This is a genomic window from Sorangium sp. So ce1036 (assembly GCF_051369805.1).
GTDB classification, from domain to species: domain Bacteria; phylum Myxococcota_A; class Polyangia; order Polyangiales; family Polyangiaceae; genus Sorangium; species Sorangium cellulosum_F.
Window position 1 is genome coordinate 359,337 of record NZ_JBBMOX010000002.1, and the last position, 22,750, is coordinate 382,086.

The window sequence follows — 22,750 nt, forward strand, 5'->3', positions numbered from 1 at the left end:
CTGGATTGCCTCGCTGGCGTCGCGCCGCGCTCATCCACCCTTGCGTTCTACTCCACGGCGCACGGCCACAAGCTCGATGGCGCCGCGCTCGACGCCGGCTACTGGTACGAGAACCTCCGGCAGACCGTCCGCTTCGCGGACGCCGCCCAGGCGCTCCTGGCCGACGGACATCGCTTCTTCGTCGAGGTCAGCCCCCACCCGGTGCTCACGCTGGCGGTGCAGGAGGTGCTCGATGCCTCCGGCACCCCGGCTGCCGCCGTCGGCTCGCTGCGGCGCGACGAGGGCGACCTCCGCCGTCTCCTGCTCTCGCTGTCGGAGCTCTACACCCACGGCCTGGCCCTGGCCTGGACCAAGGTCCTGCCCGCCGGCCAGAGGGTGCTCCTGCCCACGTACGCCTTCCAGCGCGAGCGCTACTGGCTCGCGGCGCCCGAGCCCCGCAGCGCGGAGGTGACCTCGGCCGGCCTCGGCGCCGCCGACCACCCGCTGCTCGGCGCCGCCGTGGTCCTCGCGACCACCGGCGAGCTGCTCTTCACCGGGCGCCTGTCGCTCGAGGGCCACCCCTGGCTCGCCGGCCACGCGGTCTTCGAGACGGTCCTCTTGCCCGGCACCGCCTTCGTCGAGCTCGCGCTCGCCGCCGCCCGCCACGCCGGGCTCGGCCGCATCGAGGAGCTCACGCTGGAGGCTCCGCTCGCGCTGCCGCCCCGGGGCGGCGTCCATCTTCAGCTCTCCGTCGGCGCCCCGGACGAGGCGGGGCGGCGGTCGCTGACCCTGCACGCCCGCCCGGAAGGCGACGACGACACCCGCTGGACCCGCCACGCCACGGGCGCGCTCGCCCCCGCCGCCGACGCGACGCCCTTCGACCTGCGCGACTGGCCGCCCGCCGGCGCAGAGCCGCTCGATCTGGATGGCTTTTACGACCGCCTCGCGGACACAGGGGTCGCCTACGGCCACGACTTCCAGGGCCTCGTTGCCGCCTGGAAGCGCGGAGACGACCTCTTCGCCGAGGTCCGCCTCCCCGATGGTCCCGCGCGGGACGCCGCCCGCTTCGGCCTCCACCCGGCGCTGCTCGACGCCGCCCTTCACCCCCTCGCGCTCGAGCCCGGCCGTGAAGGCACCGTGTCGCTCCTGTTCTCCTGGGCGGGCGTGTCCCTGCACCGCACCGGAGCTTCCGCCCTCCGGGTCCGCATGTCCCGCGGTGACGGGAACGGCGCGGTCTCGCTGGCCCTCGCGGATGCATCGGGCGAGCCGGTCGCGTCCGCCGACGCCCTCGTCACACGACCCGTCTCCCCGGAGCAGATCCGCCGCGCGCGCGCCGCGCACCACGACGCGCTCCTCCGCGTGGACTGGGTGCCGCTGCCCACCCCCCCGGCGCCGCCTCGCGCGGAGCGCTGGGCGTGCCTCGGGGACGACGACCTCGAGCTGGCCGCGGCGCTCGGAGGAGCCCGCGAAGGCGGCGCCCCGGCCGACGTCGACGCGGCTGCGGCCCGCCTGGAAGCCTACCCCGACCTCGCCGCGCTTCAGGACGCCATCACCCGCGGCGAGCGCATCCCCGACGTCGTCGCCGTCCCCTGGATGGACGAGGCCCGTGACGTCGCCCAGGCGGTCCACGACGCGACCCACCGGGGGCTCTCGCTCCTCCAGGCCTGGCTCGCGGACGAGCGCCTCGCCCCCTGCCGCCTCGTCTTCATCACCCGCCGCGCCATGGCCACGACGCCCGGCGAGGGGGGCCTCGACCTCGCCCCCGCCGCCCTCTGGGGGCTGGTGCGCACAGCCCAGATCGAGCATTTCGAGCGCCCCCTCGTCCTCGTCGACATCGACGATCGCGGCGCGTCGCTCCGCGCCCTGCGCGCCGCCCTCGCCTCCGGCGAGCCCCAGCTCGCCTTGCGCGAGGGGGCCCTGCGCGTCCCGAGGCTCGCGCGGGTCACCGCGTCCCCCGACGCGACGACCCGCCCGCTGAACCCCGAGGGCACGGTGCTCGTCACCGGCGGCACCGGCCCGCTCGGCGGCCTGGTCGCCCGGCACCTCGTCGTCCGGCACGGCGTCCGCCACCTCCTCCTCACCTCGCGTCAGGGGGGCTCCGCCCCGGGCGCGGAGGCGCTCCGGAGCGAGCTGGAAGCCGCGGGCGCTCACGTCCGCCTGGCCGCCTGCGACGTCGCAGACCGCGATGCGCTGCAGCGGCTGCTCGCGTCCGTCCCCCCGGACCACCCGCTGACCGGCGTCGTCCACACCGCCGCCGTGCTCGACGACGGCGTCCTCCTCTCGCTCACGCCCGAGCGGGTGGGCCGCGTCCTGCGACCCAAGATCGACGCGGCCCTCCACCTGCACGAGCTCACCCAGGACCTCGACCTCGCCGCCTTCGTCCTGTTCTCCTCGGCCGCCGGCGTGCTCGGCGGCGCCGGGATGGCGAGCTATGCGGCCGCCAACGCCTCCCTCGACGCGCTGGCGAGCCGGCGCCGCGTCCTCGGGCTCCCTGCCCTCTCCCTCGCCTGGGGCCCCTGGGCCGAGAGCGGCATGTTCACGCGCCTCTCCGACGCCGACCGCGCGCGCATGCACCGGCTGGGCCTGGTTCCCCTCGCGTCCCAGGACGCCCTCGCCCTCCTCGACGCTGCCCTGGGGCGCCCCGACGCCACGCTGATCCCCGCGCGCTTCGACACCGCCGCGTGGAGCGCGCCGTCCGCCGCCGTGCCGCCCTTGCTTCGAGGTCTCCTCCGCGCCAGGCTCCAGCGCGACGCCGGCGCAGGGGGCGAGGCGCCGTCGAGCCTGAAGCAGCGGCTGGCCGTCCTGTCCGAGGCCGAGCGGGACCGCCTCCTGCTCGACCTCGTCCGCGGCGAGACGGCCGCCGTCCTCGGCCACCCCGACCCCTCGCGCGTCAGCCCGCACGCGGGCTTCAAGACCCTCGGCCTCGACTCGCTGATGGCCATCGAGCTCCGCCGGCGGCTCCAGCACGCGACCGGCGTGCGGCTGCCGGCGACCGTGGCCTTCGACCACCCCTCGCCCCACCGCGTCGCGGGCCTCCTGCGCGCGTCCCTCGCGCAGGCCCCCGGCCAGCTCCCCCGCGCCGCGGCAGCCCCCGCGGCGCCCCAGGGCGCGCCCTCGCCGAGCGACGAGCCCCTCGCCATCATCGGTCTGGGCCTGCGGCTCCCCGGCGGCGTCGTCGATCTCGCCGGGCTCTGGCGCCTCCTGGCGCAGGGCATCGACGCCACGGGACCCTTCCCGGAAGACCGCTGGAAGACCGACGACGTCTACGATCCGGACCCCGACGCCAGGGGCAAGAGCTATGTCCGCGAGGCGTCCTTCCTCGACCGCGTCGACCTCTTCGACGCCGGCTTCTTCGGCATCGGTCCCCACGAGGCCAGGCACCTCGATCCGCAGCACCGGCTCCTGCTCGAGGTCGCGTGGCAGGCCCTCGAGGACGCCGGCGTGGTCCCGGCCTCGCTCAAGGACTCCCAGACAGGGGTCTTCGTGGGCATCGGCGCGAGCGATTACGCGCTCCTCCAGGGCAGCTCCCAGGAGGCCGACGCCTACGCCGTCCTGGGCACGCCGGCCTCGTTCGCCGCGGGGCGGCTCGCCTTCACCCTGGGGCTGCAAGGGCCGGCGCTCGCGGTGGACACCGCCTGCTCCTCCTCGCTCGTGGCGCTGCACCTCGCCTGCCAGGCCCTGCGCCGTCGCGAGTGCGATCTGGCCCTCGCCGCCGGCGTCCAGGTGATGGCGGCGCCCGACGCGTTCGTGCTCCTGTCGCGCATGCGCGCCCTCGCCCCCGACGGCCGCTCCAAGACCTTCTCCGCCGCCGCCGACGGGTTCGGCCGCGGGGAGGGCGCCGTCGTCCTCGCCCTCGAGCGCCTCGACGACGCCCGCGCCCGCGGGCGCGACATCCTGGCGGTCGTCCACGGCAGCGCCGTCAACCACGACGGCGCCAGCAGCGGCATCACCGCGCCGAACGGCACCTCCCAGCAGAAGGTGCTGCGCGCCGCGCTCCACGACGCGCGGCTCGCGCCGGCCGACGTGGATGTCGTCGAGTGCCACGGCACGGGCACCTCGCTGGGCGACCCCATCGAGGTGCAGGCGCTGGCCGCCGTCTACGGCGACGGACGAGCCGCGCGCGAGGCGGACCGCCCGCTCCTGCTCGGCGCGCTCAAGACCAACATCGGCCACCTCGAGGCGGCCGCCGGGCTCGCCGGCGTCGCCAAGATCGTCGCGTCGCTGCGCCACGAGGCCCTGCCGGCGACGCTGCACACCACCCCCCGCAACCCGCACATCGACTGGGAGACCCTGCCGGTCCGGGTGGTGGACCGCCTGCTGCCCTGGCCCCGCCGTGACGACGGCCGCCCCCGCCTCGCCGGCGTGTCGGCCTTCGGCCTCTCCGGCACCAACGTCCACGTCCTGCTCGGAGAGGCCCCCGCCGCCCCGCGACCGACGCAGGCCGAGCCTGCTCCCGGGATCCCGCCGGTGCTGCCGGTGCTCGTGTCGGCGAGGACCCAGCCCGCCCTGCTGGCCCAGGCGGAGCAGCTCCGGGCGCACCTCGATCTCCACCCCGACCTCCGGCTCGTGGACATCGCCTGTTCCCTCGCCACCGCGCGCACGCACTTCGAGCGGCGGGCGGTGGTGGTCGCCAGGGACCGCGACGCGCTCCTCGACGCCCTGGGCGCCCTCGCCCGGGGCAACCCCGGTCCCCATGGGATCGTCGGCGACGTCAAGGCCCGGGGCCCGCTCGCCCTGCTCTTCACCGGACAGGGGAGCCAGCACCCCGGCATGGGCCGCGCCCTCTACGAGGCCTTCCCCGCGTTCCGGGAGGCCCTGGACGCCCTCTGCGCCCACCTCGACGCGGCGCGATCCCAGGAGGCGCCCGGCCGGCCTCTGCGCGACATCCTGTTCGCGGACGAGGGCTCGGACGACGCCGCCCTGCTCGACCAGACCGCCTTCACCCAGACGGCCCTCTTCGCGCTGGAGGTGGCGCTCTTCCGCCTGCTCGAGCGCTGGGGGCTCCAGCCCGACTTCCTGCTCGGCCACTCCCTCGGCGAGCTCGTGGCGGTCCACGTCGCCGGCGCGCTGTCGCTCGAGGACGCCTGCACCCTCGTCGCCGCGCGCGCTCGCCTCATGCAGGCCCTCCCCCAGGGCGGCGCCATGGTCTCGCTCCACGCCTCCGAGGCCGAGATCGCACCCCTGCTCGTGGGGCGCGGGGACCGTGTCTCCGTGGCCGCCGTCAACGGCCCCCGGTCCACCGTCATCGCAGGGGACGAGGACGCCGTCGTCGAGATCGCGCGGGACGTCGCGGCGCTCGGGCGCAAGACCACGCGCCTGCGGGTCAGCCACGCCTTCCACTCCCCTCGCATGGAAGGAATGCTCGACGCGCTCCGCCGCACGGTCAGCGGGCTCTCCTTCCACCCGCCGCGCATCCCCGTCATCTCGAACGTGACCGGCGCGCGCGCCACCGCCGAGCAGCTGGCCTCGCCCGAGTACTGGGTGCGCCACACGCGGGAGGCGGTGCGCTTCCTCGACGGCGTGCGCACGCTCGAGGCCGAAGGCGTCGCCACCTTCCTCGAGCTCGGGCCTCGCGGCGCGCTCTGCGCCATGGTCCAGGGCTGCCTGTCCGACGACGCCCAGGCGCGCGCCGCGCTCTTGCCCGCGCTCCACGGCGGAGCGCCCGAGGTCCAGACGCTCACCGCGGCCCTCGGCGGCCTGCACGCCCGCGGGCACGAGCTCGACTGGAACGCCTGGTTCACCCCCCTGGGCGCGCGACGCATCCCGCTGCCCACCTATGCGTTCCAGCGCGAGCGCCACTGGCACGACGCGCCCAGGGCCCCGAGCGCCGGCGCGATCCCCGCCGATCGCCCGCCGCCGGGCGCCGAGCTCGTCGGCTCGCTCTACCGCATGGAGTGGGCGGCGCTGCCCACCCGCGTGGCGCCGCCGGCGGCGAGGCCGTGGGCGCTGGTCGGGGCCGACGACGTCCGGTGGCGCGAGGCGCTCCAGGCGGCCGCGGTCCCGGTCGTCCATCACGCCGATCTCGCCGCGCTCAGGGCCGCGCTCACCCCGGGCCAGCCCCTGCCCGAGGTCGTCGTCGTCCCCTGGATGGCCGACCGCGGCGACGACCCGGCGCCCGCGGCCCGCGACGCCGCGCGCCGGGGGCTCTCGCTGCTGCGAGCCTGGCTCGCCGAGGAGCGCCTCTCGCCTTGCCGGCTGGTCCTGCTCACCCGCCGCGCCATCGCCACGAGACCCGACGAGGACGTCGTCGACCTGGTCCACGCCCCCCTCTGGGGCCTGGTCCGCGCGGCCCAGTCCGAGCACCCCGAGCGCCCGCTCGTGATCGTCGATGTCGACGAGCACGGGGCGTCCCTGCGCCGCCTGCCGGCCGCCCTCGCCTCCGGGCAAGCGCAGCTCGCCGTGCGCGACGGGGAGCTGCTCGCTCCCCGGCTCGCGCGGCAAGACCGCGGCTCGGATGCGGCAGCGCGCGGAGCCTGGGGCCCGGAAGGCACGGTGCTCATCACCGGAGGGACGGGCCCGCTGGCCGCCGTCATCGCGCGACACCTCGTCACGAGGCACGGCGTCCGGGACCTCCTCCTCGCCTCGCGCCAGGGTCGCGCCGCGCAGGGGGCCGAGCGCCTCGAGCGCGAGCTCACCGCCGCGGGAGCTCGCGTCACGCTGGCCGCCTGCGACGTCGCGGACCGCGAGGCGCTCGAGCGGCTGCTCGGGGCCATCCCCCCCGATCGCCCGCTGAAGGGCGTCATCCACGCCGCGGCGGTGCTCGACGACGCCGCGCTGCTCTCCCTCACCCCCGAGCGGATCGACCGCGTCTTGCGGCCCAAGGTGGACGCAGCCCTCCATCTGCACGAGCTCACGAGGGCGCTCGACCTCTCCGCCTTCGTCCTCTTCTCGTCGCTCGCCGGCGTGCTGGGGGTCCCGGGTCAGGGCAACTACGCCGCGGCCAACACCTTCCTCGACGCGCTCGCCCATCACCGCCGGGCCCGAGGGTTGCCCGCCGTCTCGCTCGCCTGGGGCCCCTGGGCCAGGGGCAGCGACATGACCGATCACCTGGGCCCCGCCGACCTGACGCGGATCGCCCGCCTCGGCGTCGCCGCGCTCGCGCCCGAGGACGGCCTCGCCCTCCTCGACGCCGCGCTGGCCCGGCCCGACGCCGCCCTCGTGCCGGCGCGCTTCCACGCGGAGGGGGACCCCGACGCGCTGCCGCGCCTGCTCCGAGGCCTCGTCCGCGCCGCGGATCGGCCCGCCGCCGACCCCGGCCCCGGCGCGCTCGGCCCCGGCCCCGGCCCGCTCGGCCCCGGCCCCGGCGCGCTCGACCCCGGCCCCGGCGCGCTCGACCCCGGCCCCGACGCGTCGTCGTCGCTGAAGCAGCGCCTCGCTGCCCTCGACGACGCCGATCGCAGCCGTGCGCTGCTCGATCTCGTGCGCTCCGAGGTGGGCGCCCTCCTGGGCGTCGCGGCGCTGAACGACCTCGGCCCCGACCGCCCGCTCCGGGAGGTCGGCCTCGACTCGCTGATGGCCCTCAAGCTGCGCACCGGCCTGGAGAGCACGACCGGCTTGCGCCTGCCCGCCACGCTGCTCTTCGACCAGCCCACGCCCGCCGCCCTCGCGCGACGGATCCAGGAGGAGCTGTTCGGCCACGAGGTCGAGGTCGCCGGCGCACCCGCTCCCGTCCCGGAGGCCCTCGACGGCCAGCCGATCGCCATCGTCGCGATGAGCTGCCGCTACCCCGGCGGCGTCCGCACCCCCGAGGAGCTCTGGGAGCTGCTCCGGGACGGCATCGACGCCATCTCGACCTTCCCGTCCGAGCGTGGCTGGGACGTCGGCGCGCTCTACAGCCCCGACCCCGACGACAGGGGCAAGAGCTACGTGCGCGAGGGGGGCTTCCTCCACGACGCCGACCGCTTCGACCCCGCGTTCTTCGGCATCAGCCCTCGCGAGGCCGTCGCCATCGACCCGCAGCAGCGGCTGCTCCTCGAGGCCTCGTGGGAGGCCCTGGAGCGCGCCGGCGTCGACCCCGCCTCCCTCCGTGGCGAGCCGACCGGCGTCTTCGTGGGCATCAGCTTCCAGGACTACGGCGCGCGCGTGCTCGACACGCCGCACGAGCTCGAGGGCCACCTCGGCATCGGCAGCACGGCGAGCGTCGCCTCGGGTCGCATCGCCTACACCCTCGGGCTCGAGGGGCCCGCCATCAGCATCGACACCGCGTGCAGCTCCTCGCTCGTGGCGATCCACCTCGCGTGCCAGGCGCTGCGCCAGGGGGAGTGCTCCCTCGCCCTGGCCGGCGGGGTCTGCGTCATGGCGACGCCGGCCCCGTTCATCGAGTTCAGCCGCCTGCGCGCGCTCGCCCCCGACGGCCGTTGCAAGGCGTTCTCTGCGAACGCGGATGGCACCGGCTTCGCCGAGGGCATCGGGGTGCTGCTGCTGGCGCGGCTCGACGATGCCCGGCGCCGCGGCCTCCCCGTGCTCGCCCTGATCCGCGGCTCGGCGGTCAACCAGGACGGCAAGAGCCAGGGCCTCACGGCGCCGAACGGCCCCGCCCAGCAGCGCGTCATCCGTCAGGCCCTGGAGAGCGCGCGGCTCTTCCCGGGCGAGATCGACGCGGTCGAGAGCCACGGAACCGGGACCCCCCTGGGCGACCCCATCGAGGCCCAGGCCCTGCTCGCCACCTACGGTCAGGGCCGCTCCGAGGACAGGCCCCTCTGGCTCGGCTCCATCAAGAGCAACGTCGGCCACACCCAGGCCGCCGCGGGCGTCGCCGGGATCATCAAGATGGTCCTGGCCATGCAGCACGGGCTCTTGCCCAGGACCCTGCACGCCGATCCCCCTTCGCCTCACGTCGACTGGTCCTCGGGCAGCCTCCGCCTCGTCACCGAGCCCACCCCCTGGCAGCCCGACGGCCGCCCGCGCCGCGCCGGCGTCTCCTCCTTCGGCATCAGCGGCACCAACGCCCACGTCATCCTCGAGGAGGCCCCGCCTGCCCGAGCGGCCGCGCCGATCGAGCCCACGACGCCGTTGCCTCCGGCGTTGCCCGTGCTCGTGTCGGCCAGGACCGAAGAGGCGCTCGTGGCGCAGGCCGAGCGGCTGCGCGCCCACCTCGAGTCCCGCCCGGACCTCGAGCTCGTCGACGTCGCCGCCTCCCTCGCCACCGCGCGGTCGCATTTCGAGCGGCGGGCCGCGGTGGTCGCCAGCGGCCGCGCGGCCCTCCTCGAAGGCCTCGGCGCCCTGGCCCGCGGGAGCTCGGCCCCCGACGTGGTGACGGGCGACGTCCGGACCCGGGGCTCGCTCGCCCTGCTCTTCACGGGTCAGGGGAGCCAGCGTCCAGGCATGGGCCGCGCCCTGTACGCGGCGTTCCCCGCCTTCCGGGAGGTCCTCGACGCCGTCTGTGACCACCTCGAGATCGCGGAGTCCCGGCCCACGCCGGCGCCCTGGCCCGCGCCGGCGCTGCGCCGGCCGCTGCGCGACGTCCTGTTCGCGGACGAAGGCTCGGACGACGCCGCCTTGCTCGACCAGACGGCCTTCGCCCAGACCGCGCTCTTCGCGCTCGAGGTGGCCCTCTTCCGGCTCCTGGAGGGCTGGGGGCTCACGCCCGACGTCTTGCTCGGCCACTCCATCGGCGAGCTCGTGGCCGCCCACGTGGCGGGCGTGCTGTCGCTCGAGGACGCCTGCACGCTCGTCTCCGCGCGCGCTCGCCTCATGCAGGCCCTCCCCCCGGGCGGCGCCATGATCTCGCTCCAGGCGTCCGAGGACGAGGTCCGCGCCGTCCTCGCCGGGCGCGACGAGGCGATCGACATCGCGGCGATCAACGGCGCGCTCTCCACGGTCGTCTCGGGCGACCAGGACGCGGTGGCCGAGGTCGCGGAGCACTTCGAGGCCCTCGGCCGCAGCGCCACGCGGCTGCGGGTCAGCCACGCCTTCCACTCCCCTCGCATGGACGCGATGCTGGAGGCGTTCGGACAGGTCGCCGCCGGGGTCACCTTCCATCCGCCGCGCATCCCCATCGTCTCCAACCTCACCGGACAGCGCGCCTCCGGGGACGAGCTGCGCTCGCCCGAGCGCTGGGTGCGCCATGCGCGGGAGGCCGTGCGGTTCCTCGACGGCGTGCGCGCCCTCGAGGCGGAAGGCGTCACGACCTTCCTCGAGCTCGGACCGCGCGGCGTGCTCTGCGCCGCGGCCCAGGGCTGCCTGTCCGACGAGGCCCAGGCCCGCGCCGCCTTCTTGCCGGTCCTCGCCAAGGGCCGCCCCGAGATCGAGACGCTCACCCGGGCGCTCGGCGGCCTGCACGCCCGCGGGCACGAGCTCGACTGGAGGGCGTTCTTCGCCCCCCTCGGCGCGCGCTCCGTCGCGCTGCCCACCTACGCCTTCCAGCGCGAGCGCTACTGGCTCGACGCGCCGAAGCGGCGCGCCGACGTCGCTCCCGCCGGCCACGACGCGCTCCACCGCGTCGACTGGACGGCGCTGCCCGAGGCGGACGCCCCGCGCCCCGCGGGGCGCTGGGCGCTGCTCGGCGCCGATGCCGTGGGGCTCTCCGCGGCGCTCGGGGCGGCCGGCGACGGCGGCGTCTCCGCCGACGTCGGCGCCGCCGCGCTCCGGGTCGCCGGATTCGCCGACCTCGCCGCGCTCACGACCGCGCTCGCCCGGGGCGAGCCCCTGCCCGACGTCGTCGTCCTCCTCTGGACGGAGGAGGCCCGTGGCTCGGCCTCCGCGGCCCACGAGGCCGCCCATCGGGGGCTCGCGCTCCTTCAGGCCTGGCTCGCGGAGGAGCGGTTCTCGTCGTCGCGGCTCGTCCTGCTCACCCGCCACGCCGTCGGCGCGCGGCCCGAGGACGGCGTCCTCGACCTGGCCAGCGCCCCGCTCTGGGGCCTCGTGCGAGCGGCCCGGACCGAGCACCCGGATCGAGCCCTCGCCCTGGTCGACCTTGATGACAGCGAGCGTTCACGCCGCGTCTTGCCGGCGGCCATCGCCTCCGGCGAGCCGGAGCTCGCCGTGCGGGGCGGGGCCCTGCTCGTCCCGCGGCTCGCGCGGATCGCCGCCTCGTCCGGCGGGGCGGTCCGCCCCCTGAGCCCCGACGGCACCGTGCTCATCACCGGGGGCACGGGCGCGCTCGGCGCCGTGATCGCCCGGCACCTCGTCGCCAGGCACGGCGTGCGCAGCGTGCTCCTCGCCTCGCGCCGCGGGCGCGCCGCGGAGGGCGCCGAGGCGCTCGAGCGCGAGCTCACCGCCGCGGGCGCCCGCGTCGCGCTGGTCGCCTGCGATGGGGCGGATCGCGACGAGGTGAGCCGGCTGCTCGCCTCGGTCCCCGACGACCGCCCGCTGACGGCGGTCATCCACGCCGCCGGGGCGCTCGACGATGGAGTCCTGAGCGCCCTGACCCCCGAGCGGGTGGACCGCGTCCTGCGACCCAAGGTGGACGCCGCGCTCCACCTGCACGAGCTCACCCGGGGGCTCCCTCTCTCCGCCTTCGTCCTCTTCTCTTCGCTCGCCGGCGTGCTCGGCAGCCCGGGCCAGAGCAGCTATGCCGCGGCCAACGCCTTTCTGGACGCGCTCTCGCATCATCGCAGGGCGCAAGGGCTGCCCGCCACCTCGCTCGCCTGGGGCCGATTCGTCGAGCGCCACGGCATGACGGCCCAGCTCGGAGACGCGGATATCCACCGCATCGCTCGCCAGGGCGTCGGCGCGCTGTCGCTGGAGGACGGCCTCGCCCTCTTCGACGCCGCCCTCGGGCGATCCGACGCATCCCTCGTCCCGGCGCGGTTCAACCTGGACGGGGACGCCGAGGCGCTGCCGCCCTTGCTCCGCGGCCTCCTCCACGACCTCCTGCGCGCGCCGGCTCGACGGGGCCCCGACGCCGCCGCGCCGGCCTCGCTCAAGCGGCGCCTCGCCGCGCTCTCCGACGAGGGCCGCGACCACGCCCTGACCGAGCTCGTGTGCGCCGAGGCGACCACCGTCCTCGGCGTCGCGGCGCCGGGCGCGGTCACGCCCAGGCGTCCGCTCGCGCAGCTCGGGCTCGACTCGCTCATGGCCCTCGATCTGCGGAACCGCCTCGCCGCTGCCACCGGCTTGCGCTTGCCGGCCACGCTGCTCTTCGACCACCCGACCCCCTTCGACGTCGCGCGACGGCTGAAGGCGGAGCTCTTCAAGGACGAGGCGACGGCGGCCGCCCTCGATTTCGCAGAGCTCGACAGGCTGGAGGCCGCCCTCCCGGCGATCGCCTCGAACGACGTCGCCCGGGCGAGCCTCGCCAGCCGCTTGCAGGCGCTCCTGTCGAAGCTGACCAGCGCCGAGGGGAAGCCCGCCGACGCGTCCCTTCGCGAGCAGATCGAGTCGGCCGCCGACGCCGAGCTCATTCATTTCATCGAGCAGGAGCTCGGCGTGCAGGGAGATGTGCATGGCAAATGAGGAGTTGCTCCGTGGCTACCTCAAGCGGGTGACCTACGAGCTGCACCAGGCCCGTGAGCGTCTGCGCGAGGTCGAGGCGAGCGGACGGGAGCCCATCGCGATCGTCGCGATGAGCTGCCGCTACCCCGGCGGCGCGCACACCCCCGAGGCGCTCTGGGAGCTGCTCCTGGCCGGCACCGACGCCATCTCCGCGTTCCCCTCGGACCGCGGCTGGAACACCGACGCGCTCTACGACCCCGACCCGGACCGGGAGGGCACGTGCTACGCGCGCGAGGGGGGCTTCCTCCACGACGCCGACCGCTTCGACCCCGCGTTCTTCGACATCAGCCCGCGCGAGGCCGTCGCCATGGACCCGCAGCAGCGGCTCTTGCTCGAGCTCTCGTGGGAGGCCGTCGAGCGCGCCGGCATCGACCCCGCCTCCCTGCACGGAAGCCGCACGGGCGTCTTCGTCGGCGTCATCGATCAGGGCTACGGCGCGCGCCTGTTCCAGACGCCGGACGCGCTGGAGGGCCATATCGGGACCGGCAGCACCACCAGCGTCGCCTCCGGGCGCATCGCCTACACCCTCGGGCTCGAGGGGCCCGCCGTCAGCATCGACACCGCGTGCAGCTCCTCGCTCGTGGCGCTCCACCTCGCCTGCCAGGCGTTGCGCCGCGGCGAGTGCTCCCTGGCGCTCGCCGGCGGCGTCACCGTCATGCCGACGCCGGCCTCCTTCATCGAGTTCAGCCGCCAGCGCGGGCTCGCGCCCGACGGCCGTTGCAAGGCGTTCTCCGCCGACGCGGACGGCGCCGGCTGGGCCGAAGGCGCCGGCATGGTCCTCCTCGCGCGGCTCGGCGATGCCCGCCGAGACGGCCACCCGATCCTCGCGCTCGTCCGCGGCTCCGCCGTCAACCAGGACGGCAAGAGCCAGGGCCTCACCGCGCCCAACGGGCCCTCCCAGCGGCGCGTCATCCAGCAGGCGCTCGACAGCGCCGGGCTCTCCCCCGGCGACGTCGATGCCGTCGAGGCCCACGGCACCGGAACCCCCCTCGGCGACCCCATCGAGGCGCAGGCCCTGCTCGCCACCTACGGACAGGGCCGCTCCAGGGACAACCCGCTGTGGCTCGGATCCATCAAGTCCAACCTCGGCCACACCCAGGCCGCCGCGGGGATCGCCGGGGTCATCAAGATGGTGCTCGCCATGCAGCACGGGCTCCTGCCCAGGACCCTGCACGCGAGCACCCCCTCTCCCCGCGTCGACTGGTCCCCTGGCACGGTCCGCCTCCTGACCGAGGCCGTGCCCTGGGAGGCCGGCGGCGCTCCCCGCCGCGCCGGCGTCTCCTCGTTCGGCATCAGCGGCACCAACGCCCACGTCCTGCTCGAAGAGGCTCCGCCGGGGGAGCCGACGGCCCAGGCCGAGCCCTCCGCCGCGCTGCCGCCGGCGTTGCCCCTGCTCGTGTCCGGGAGCACGGAAGCGGCGCTGCGGGACCAGGCCGCGCGGCTGCGCGCGCACCTCGATGCCCGTCCGGACCTCGGGCTCCTGGACGTCGCGTATTCCCTCGCCACCACCCGGTCGCACTTCGAGCGACGGGCGATGATCGTCGCGGACGACCGCGCGACCGTCCTCGAGGCGCTCGACGCCGTCGCCTCCGGCAAGCCCGCCGCTCACGTCGTGGCCGGCGAGGCCAGGACCCAGGGCAAGCTCGTCTTCGTCTTCCCGGGGCAGGGCTCGCAGTGGGCCCGGATGGCGCAGCCGCTGCTCGAGACCTCCGAGGTCTTCCGCGAGCGCATCGAGGCCTGCGGGCGCGCGCTCGCGCCGTACGTGGGCTTCTCGCTGCCGGCGGTGCTGCGCGGCGCAGCGGGCGCCCCCTCGCTCGATCGGGACGAGGTGGTGCAGCCGGCGCTCTTCGCCTGCATGGTCTCGCTCGCCGCGCTCTTTCGCTCGATGGGCGTCGAGCCCGACGCCGTGGTCGGCCACAGCCAGGGCGAGATCGCCGCGGCCTGCGTGGCCGGCGCGCTGTCGCTCGAGGACGCCGCCAAGGTGGTGGCGCTGCGCGGCCGCGCGCTCGCCCGGCTCGCCGGCGAGGGCGCCATGGCCGCCGTGGAGCTGCCCGCGGCCGAGCTCGAAGAGCGCTTGAGGCGCCGGGGAGCGCGGCTGACCATCGCAGGGCTCAACAGCCCTCGTTCCACGGTCGTCTCCGGCGATCCGGGCGCGCTCGACGCGTTGCTGGAGGAGCTCGCGACCGCGCAGATCTTCGCGCGCAAGGTGCGCATCGCGTACGCGTCCCACAGCGCCCAGGTGGAGGTCCTCCGCGACGAGCTCCTGGGCGCGCTGGCGGGGATCGCGCCGCGCTCGTCCGCCGTGCCGCTCTGCTCGACCGTGAGCGGAGGCTGGCTCGACGGCGCCGAGCTCGACGCCGGGTACTGGTACCAGAACCTGCGGCAGACGGTCCGCTTCGCGGACGCAGCGCGCCGGCTCGCCTCCGAGGGCCATCGCTTCTTCGTCGAGGTCAGCCCCCACCCCGTGCTGACGCTGGCCTTGCGCGAGACGCTCGAGTCGTCGGGGGTCTCGGCGGTGGTGGTGGGCACGCTGCGGCGTGGCGAGGGCGATCTCCGGCGCTTCCTCCTCTCGCTCGGCGAGCTCTGCGTCCACGGGCGCTCCCTCGACTGGACGAAGGTCCTGCCCAGGGGCCAGCGGGTGATGCTGCCCACCTACGCGTTCCAGCGTGAGCGCTACTGGCTCGAGGCTCCCGGGAGCTCGAGCGCCGGCGTGGCCGCCAGCCCGTCGTCGTCCGCCGAGAGCGGCTTCTGGGGGGCCGTCGAGCGGGCGGATCTCGGCTCCCTCGCCGAGGCGCTGCACATCGAGGGGGAGGAGCAACGCGCTTCGCTGGCCACCCTGCTGCCCGCGCTCTCGACCTTCCACCGGCGGCGAGCGGAGCAGAGCACCCTCGACGGCTGGCGTTATCGCGGCGTGTGGAGGCCCCTGGTCGGCGCCTCGCGGAGCGACCTTTCCGGGACCTGGCTGCTGGTCGACCCGGGTCGGGACGACGACGTCGCGCGCCTCGCCCGCCGGGCGCTCGCGGAGAGCGGCGCGACGGTCGTGCCGGTGCCGGTGCACGGGCGCGAGCTCGACCGGGCTGCCCTCGCGGCGCGGCTGCGCGAGGCGCTCGGGGAGGGGATCGCGCCGCGCGGCGTGCTCTCGCTCCTCGCCCTCGACGAGACCCCGCTGGCCCAGCACGGCGGGCTGCCCCGGGGGCTCGCCCTCACGCTCGCGCTCGCGCAGGCGCTGGGGGACACGGCGATCGAGGCGCCGCTGTGGCTGCTGACGCGCGGCGCGGTCTCCACGGGGCGCTCCGACCGCCTCGCGCGCCCGCTGCAGGCGCTCTCGTGGGGGCTCGGCCGCGCGGTCGCGCTGGAGCACCCCGGGCGGTGGGGTGGGCTCATCGACGTCGCCGGCGAGCTGGACGAGACGATGGCCGAGCGGCTCGCCGCCGCGCTCGGCGGTCGCGACGCCGAGGACCAGCTCGCGCTGCGCGCTTCCGGGCTGTTCGCGCGACGGCTGGTCAGAGCACCGCTCCGCGAAACGCCCGCCGCGCGCTCCTGGCGGCCGCGCGGTACGGTGCTCGTCACCGGCGGCACGGGGGGCCTGGGCGCGCACGTGGCCCGGTGGCTCGCCCGGAACGGCGCCGAGCACCTCGTCCTCACCAGCCGCCGCGGGCAGGGCGCCCCCGGAGCGGCCGAGCTCGAGGCCGAGCTCACCGCCCTCGGCGCCCGCGTCACCCTCGCTGCCTGCGATACGGCCGATCGCGAGGCGCTCGCGACCCTGCTCCAGCGCCTCACGGCCGGAGGAGATCCCCTCCGCGCCGTCGTGCACGCCGCGGGCGTCGCCGAGCAGACCCCGCTGGCCGAGATCACCCTGGCGGAGCTCGCGGACGTCGCCTCCGGCAAGGCCCTCGGCGCGCAGCACCTCGACGACCTGCTCGGCGGCGCGCCCCTCGACGCCTTCGTCCTCTTCGCCTCCATCGCGGGCGTCTGGGGGAGCAGCCAGCAGGGGGCCTACGCGGCGGCCAACGCCTTCCTCGACGCGCTGGCCGAGCAGCGCCGCGCCCTGGGGCGGCCGGCCACCTCGATCGCCTGGGGCCTGTGGGCCGGCGGCGGCATGGCGGCGGACCCCGCAGCGCGAGAGGCGCTCCGCGGCCGCGGCGTGGCCGCGATGGCGCCCCACCTCGCCCTCGCGGCCCTGCAGCGAGCGCTGGACCACGACGAGACCACCCTCACCGTCGCCGACATCGACTGGACGCGCTTCGCCCCCACCTTCACCGCGGCGCGTCCGCGCCCGCTGCTGCGCGAAATCCCGGAGGCCCAGGCCGCCCTCGCGGCGCTGTCCTCGGCGCCCGCGGGGGCCGAGCTGCTCTCCCGGCTCGAGGGCCTCGCCGAGCGCGAGCGTCTCCGCCACGTCCTCCTGCTCGTGCTGGCGGAGACGGCCGCCGTCCTCGGCCATCCCGACCCCTCCCGCCTGGACCCGCACGCGGGCTTCACCCACCTCGGCCTGGACTCGCTGATGGCCGTGGAGCTCCGCCGGCGGCTCCAGCGGACGACGGGCGTCGGCCTGCCGGCGACGCTGGCCTTCGACCACCCATCGCCCCACCACGTCGCGCGCTTCCTCCTCGAGGAGGTCCTCGCCTCGGCCCTCGGCCACCCCCCGCGCGACGAGGGGATCGCCCGCGCCGAGCCCCGACCCGGCTCGGGCGACGAGCCCATCGCGATCGTCGGCGTGGGCCTGCGTCTCCCCGGCGGCGTCGTCGATCTCGAAGGGCTCTGGCGCCTGCTGCAGCACGGGACGGACGCGGTCGGCCCCGTCCCGCAGGGCCGCGGCTGGAGCATGGACGAGATCTACGATCCGGACCCCGAGGCCGAGGGCAAGAGCTACGTCCGCGAGGCGGGGTTCCTCGACCACGTCGAGCTCTTCGACGCGGCTTTCTTCGGCATCAGCCCCCGCGAGGCGAAGCACATCGACCCGCAGCACCGCCTGTTGCTCGAGGCGTCCTGGCACGCCCTCGAGGACGCCGGCGTCGTCCCGGCCTCGCTCAGAGACTCGCGGACCGGCGTCTTCGTGGGGATCAGCCCGAACCACGGTGGGCTCCTCCAGGGCGCCGCGCGCGAGGCCGAGGCGCACGTGATCACGGGGACGCAGCCGTCGTTCGCCGCGGGTCGGCTGGCGTTCACCCTGGGGCTGCAGGGGCCGGCGCTCTCCGTGGACACGGCCTGCTCTTCCTCCCTGGTCGCGCTCCACCTCGCCTGTCAGGCCCTGCGCCGCGGCGAGTGCGACCTCGCCCTCGCCGCCGGCGCGCACGTGATGGACGCCCCCGACGCCTTCATCCTCCTCTCGCGCACCCGCGCCCTCGCCCCCGACGGCCGCTCCAAGACCTTCTCCGCGCAGGCCGACGGGTACGGCCGCGGCGAGGGGGTCGTGGTCCTCGCCCTCGAGCGCCTCGGCGACGCGCGCGCGCGCGGGCGCGACGTGCTGGCCGTCGTCCGCGGCAGCGCCGTCAACCACGACGGCGCGAGCAGCGGCATCACGGCCCCGAACGGCTCCTCCCAGCAGAAGGTGCTGCGCGCCGCGCTCGAGGACGCGCGGCTCTCCCCGGCCGAGATCGATGTGGTCGAGTGCCACGGCACGGGCACCTCGCTGGGCGACCCCATCGAGGTGCGCGCCCTGGCCGCCGTCTACGGCGAGGGGCGCCCTGCGGATCGGCCGCTGCTGCTCGGCGCGGTCAAGACCAACATCGGCCACCTCGAGGCCGCCTCCGGGCTCGCCGGCGTGGCGAAGATCGTCGCCTCGTTGCGTCACGAGGGCGTGCCGGCGACGCTGCACACGACCCCGCGCAATCCTCACATGGACTGGGACGGCCTGCCGGTCCAGGTCGTCGACGCCTTGCGCCCCTGGCCGCGGCGCGAAGACGGCGCCTCTCGCCGCGCTGCCGTGTCGGCGTTCGGGCTCTCCGGCACCAACGCCCACGTCGTCCTCGAGGAGGCGCCTCGTGGAAGGGAGGCGGACATGGCCGCGCCTCCTCGGGCGCTGCCGCCGGCGTTGCCGCTGCTCCTGTCGGCCAGGACCGGCGCCGCCCTCCGGGCGCAGGCCGAGCGGCTGCGGGCGCACCTCGACGCTCGCCCCGATCTTCGGCTCGTGGACATCGCCTGCTCCCTCGCCACCACGCGGGCGCACCTCGAGCGGCGGGCGGCGGTCGTCGCCCGCGATCGCGCGGAGCTCCTCGACGCCTTGAGCGCCCTCTCGCGAGGCAGCCCCGCTCCCCCCGGGGTGCTCGGCGAGGCCGAGGGGCGCGGCAGGCTCGCGCTCCTCTTTCCAGGTCAGGGGAGCCAGCGCCCCGGCGCGGGCCGGGCCCTCTATGATGCCTTCCCGATCTTCCGTGACGCGCTCGACGCCGTCTGTGGCCACCTCGATGGGCAGCTCGAGAGGCCCCTGCGTGAGGTCCTGTTCGCCCGAGAGGGCTCCGAGGACGCCGCCCTGCTCGATCAGACCGCTTTCACGCAGCCGGCCCTCTTCGCGCTCGGGGTAGCCCTCTTCCGGCTCCTGGAAGCCTGGGGGCTCAAGCCCGACGGCTTGCTCGGCCACTCCATCGGCGAGCTCGCGGCCGCCCACGTCGCCGGGGTGCTGTCGCTCGAGGACGCCTGCGCCCTCGTCGCCGCGCGCGCTCGCCTCATGCAGGCCCTCCCCCAGGGCGGCGCCATGATCTCGCTCCAGGCGTCCGAGGACGAGGTCCGCGCCGCGCTCGAGGGGACCGCCCCCGAGAACGGGACCGCGCCTGCGGATCCCCGCCGCGACCGGGGAGCGCGCGAGGCGCGCGTCGGCATCGCGGCGATCAACGGACCCTCGTCGGTCGTCGTCTCGGGCGACCGCGACGCGGCCCTCGCCCTGGCAAGGCGCTTCGAGGCCCTCGGGCGGAAGACCACGCGGCTTCAGGTCAGCCACGCGTTCCACTCTCCCGCCATGGAGGGGATGCTGGGGGCGTTCCGGCGCGTGGCCGGCGAGCTCACCTACCATCCGCCGCGCATCCCCATCGTCTCCAGCGTCACCGGCCAGCGCGCGAGCGCCGACGCGCTGTGCTCGCCCGATTTCTGGGTGCGCCAGGCGCGAGAGGCGGTCCGCTTCTTCGACGGCGTGCGCACCCTCGAGGCCGAAGGCGTCACCACCTTCCTGGAGCTCGGGCCCCGCGGCGCGCTCTGCGCCATGGCCCAGGGCTGCCTGTCCGACGAGGCCCAGGCGCACGCCGCCCTCTTGCCCGCGCTCCGCAAGGGGCGCTCCGAGGTCGAGGCGCTGCTCACCGCGCTCGCCGGCCTGCACGTCCGCGGGCACGAGCTCGACTGGGACGCGTTCTTTGCGCCGCTCGGCGCCCGGCGCATCCGCCTGCCCTCCTATCCCTTCCAGCGCGAGCGCTGCTGGCCCGAGGCGCCGCGACGCGCGCCGGAGGCCCAGGCCGCGCCGGCGGGTCGGTACCCCCTCGCCGGCCACCGATCGGGCCTCCCGGACGGCTCCGTCCTGCATTCGCTGGAGATCGGGCCCGGCGTCCAGGCCTACCTCCAGAGCCACGTCGTCTACGACCGGATCGTCGTCCCGGGCGCCTTCTATCTGGCGGTCCTCCTCGCGGTCGGCGAGTCCCACTGGCCCGGCCAGCCCATCGAGCTGCGCGAGGTCCAGTTCCTGAGGACGCTCTCCTTCGACCATCCCGAGGGCCGCGCGCGCCTGCACGTCCAGCTCACCCCCCTCGCCGGCGGGCGCTCGGGGTTCTCCGCGATCCTGGCCACGCGCGGCGAGGGCGCGTGGACGATCCACGCCACGGCCGTCCTCGATGGCCTCGCGCCGAGCGACGTCGAGCCGCGCGCTCCCCTGGACCCGCGCGCCCTGGACCGCGTCTCCGCCGCCGCGTCTCCCCTCGACGACATCCTGCGAAAGGCGCACATCGACTGGGGCCCCGCATGGTGGTGGATCCGGAGCGCCACCCGGCCGCGCGAGGGCGCCGGGCTCGGCCGATTCGAGGCCCCCGAAGGCGTCCCCACCGAGGACGCACCTCTCCCCGCCGGCTTCATCGACAACGCCCTCGGCCTCGAGATGTGGAGCAGGGGCGCGATCCCGTCCGGCGACGGCGGTCCCCAGAGCCCGCTCGAGGAGAGCGACGTGCCCCGGCTGCCGTTCGCCGTGGAGCGCCTCGTCTGGTATGGCCGCCGCGCGGCGCCTTGCTGGGCCGAGCATGCGCTCCGTCACGACGAGCGGCTCGATCAGGACATCGCCGTGGCCGATCTCCTGTTCTGGGACGCCTCCGGGTTGCCGGTCGCGCACATCGAGGGGTTCACGATGCGCCGCGCGCCGGCGGACCGGTTCCTCCCGGAGCAGGAGGGCCGGGACCTGTACCTCGTCGAGTGGGTCGACCTGCCCTCCCCACCGCGGCCGAGCGGCGGCGCCTGGGCCTTGCTGGGGGCAGACGCCCTGGGGCTGACCGCCGCGCTCGGGCAGGCCGCGATCCAGGTCGACGGCCACGCCGATGTCGCCGCGCTCAAGGCCGCCCTCGATCGAGGCGGTCGCGTGCCCGAGGTCGTCGTCGTCCCCTGGACGGCTCACCCGGGTGATCTGGCGGGGGCTGCCCGCGACGCCGCCGGCCGAGGGCTCCTGCTGCTGCAAGCGTGGCTCGCGGACGAGCGCCTGGCCTCCTGCCGGCTCGTCGTGCTCACCCGCCGCGCCGTCGCTGCGCGCCCCGGCGAGGGCGCCCTCGATCTGGCCCACGCGCCCCTCTGGGGCCTCCTGCGCACCGCGCAGTCCGAGCACCCCGATCGACGGCTCGTCCTCGTGGACGTCGACGGCGACGACGCCTCGCTCCGCGCGCTGCCGGCGGCCCTCGGCGCGGACGAGCCCCAGCTCGCCCTGCGGGGCGGGACCCTGCGTGTCCCGCGGCTGGCCCGGGCGACCGCATCCTCCCCTGCGGCGGCGCGCCCCCTGCGCCCCGAGGGCACGGTGCTCGTCACCGGGGGCACCGGCACGCTGGGCGCCTTGATCGCCCGGCACCTCGTCGAACGGCACGGCGTGAGGCACCTGCTCCTCGCGTCCCGGGCGGGCCGCGCGGCCAGGGGCGCCGAGGCGCTCCAGCGCGAGCTGGAAGCGGCGGGCGCCCGCGTCACGCTGGCCGCCTGCGACGTCGCCGACCGCGACGCGCTGCAGGCGCTCCTCGCCTCGGTGCCCCCCGACCATCCGCTCACCGGCGTCCTCCACGCCGCCGGGGTGCTCGACGATGGCGTCCTCCACGCCCTCACCGCCGAGCGGCTCGATCGCGTGCTCCGGCCCAAGGTGGACGCGGCGGTGCACCTGCACGAGCTCACCCGGGCGCTCGACCTGTCGGCCTTCGTGCTGTTCTCGTCGCTCGCCGGCGTGCTGGGCGCCCCGGGCCAGGGCAACTACGCCGCGGCCAACGCCTTCCTCGACGCGCTCTCGCACCACCGCCGGGCGCAAGGGCTGCCGGCCCTCTCGCTCGCCTGGGGCCTCTGGGCGGCGCGCAGCGGCATGACGGCCCACCTGGGCGAGGTGGACCTCGCGCGCATGGCGCGCCTCGGGCTGGTCGCGCTCTCGCCCGAGGAGGGCCTCGCCCTGCTCGACGCCGCGCTGGCCCGCCCCGAAGCGTCCGTGGTTCCAGCGCGCTTCCGCGCCGCCGGATCGAGCCCGCACGCCGGCGACGCCGTACCGCCCTTGCTCCGGGGTCTCTTCCGCGCCGCGCCGCGGCGCCTCGCCGCCGCCGGCGCCGGGGCGCCGCCGCCGCTGAAAGCGCGCCTCGCCTCGCTCTCCGAGGAAGGCCGTGACCGCGTCCTGCTCGATCTCGTGCGCGCCGAGGTGGCCACGGTGCTCGGCCTCGCCGCGCCGGACGCCGTCGAGCCGGGCCGTCCGCTCCAGGCGCTCGGCCTCGACTCGCTCCTCGCCGTCGAGCTGAGAAACCGCCTCGGCGCGGCCACCGGCCTGCGCCTGCCGGCCACGGTGGCCTTCGACCACCCCACCCCCGCCGCCCTCGCGAAGCGGCTGCGGGCGGTGGTGGTCCCGGAGGAGACGACGCCTGAAGCCCCCGTGCTGGCCGAGATCGACAAGCTCGGGGCCATGCTCGCCGCGATGTCCCCGAGCGACGCCGCGCGGGAGCGCATCGCCGCGCGGCTGCGGGCCGTGCTGTCGCCGTGGGCCGGCGCCCCGGAGGTGAAGACCGCCGCCGCCTCCGAGGACCTCCGGGCCGCCACCAACAGCGAGCTCTTTGCGCTGATCGACAGGGAGTTCGACGGGATGGGACTGGGCAAGTGAACAGCGAAGAACAGAAGCTCCGCGCATACCTCGAGCGGGTGACGTCCGCCT

3 protein-coding genes (1 of these 3 running past the window's edge) are annotated in these 22,750 nt (G+C 76.3%); all 3 read left to right on the forward strand.

Features of this window, described 5'->3' with window-relative positions:
• Tightly spaced (each overlapping or abutting the next), the 3 genes in view from WMF31_RS38505 to WMF31_RS38515 form a layout consistent with a single transcriptional unit that may run on beyond the window.
• Positions 1 to 12,375: an SDR family NAD(P)-dependent oxidoreductase gene (locus WMF31_RS38505; RefSeq protein ID WP_436607582.1), complete on the forward strand. Its 12,375-nt coding sequence runs from the start codon at positions 1 to 3 to the stop codon at positions 12,373 to 12,375.
• A complete protein-coding gene (locus WMF31_RS38510) occupies positions 12,359 to 22,699 on the forward strand; it encodes a type I polyketide synthase (protein ID WP_436606872.1) in 10,341 nt (3,446 codons plus the stop codon). Before WMF31_RS38505 ends, WMF31_RS38510 begins: the two co-directional genes overlap by 17 nt.
• Positions 22,696 to 22,750 carry the beginning of a type I polyketide synthase gene (locus tag WMF31_RS38515; protein WP_436606873.1) on the forward strand. The gene runs 19,964 nt beyond the window's last position, so the window shows 55 of its 20,019 coding nt (coding positions 1-55); the start codon lies at positions 22,696 to 22,698; its stop codon lies beyond the right edge, outside the window. Before WMF31_RS38510 ends, WMF31_RS38515 begins: the two co-directional genes overlap by 4 nt.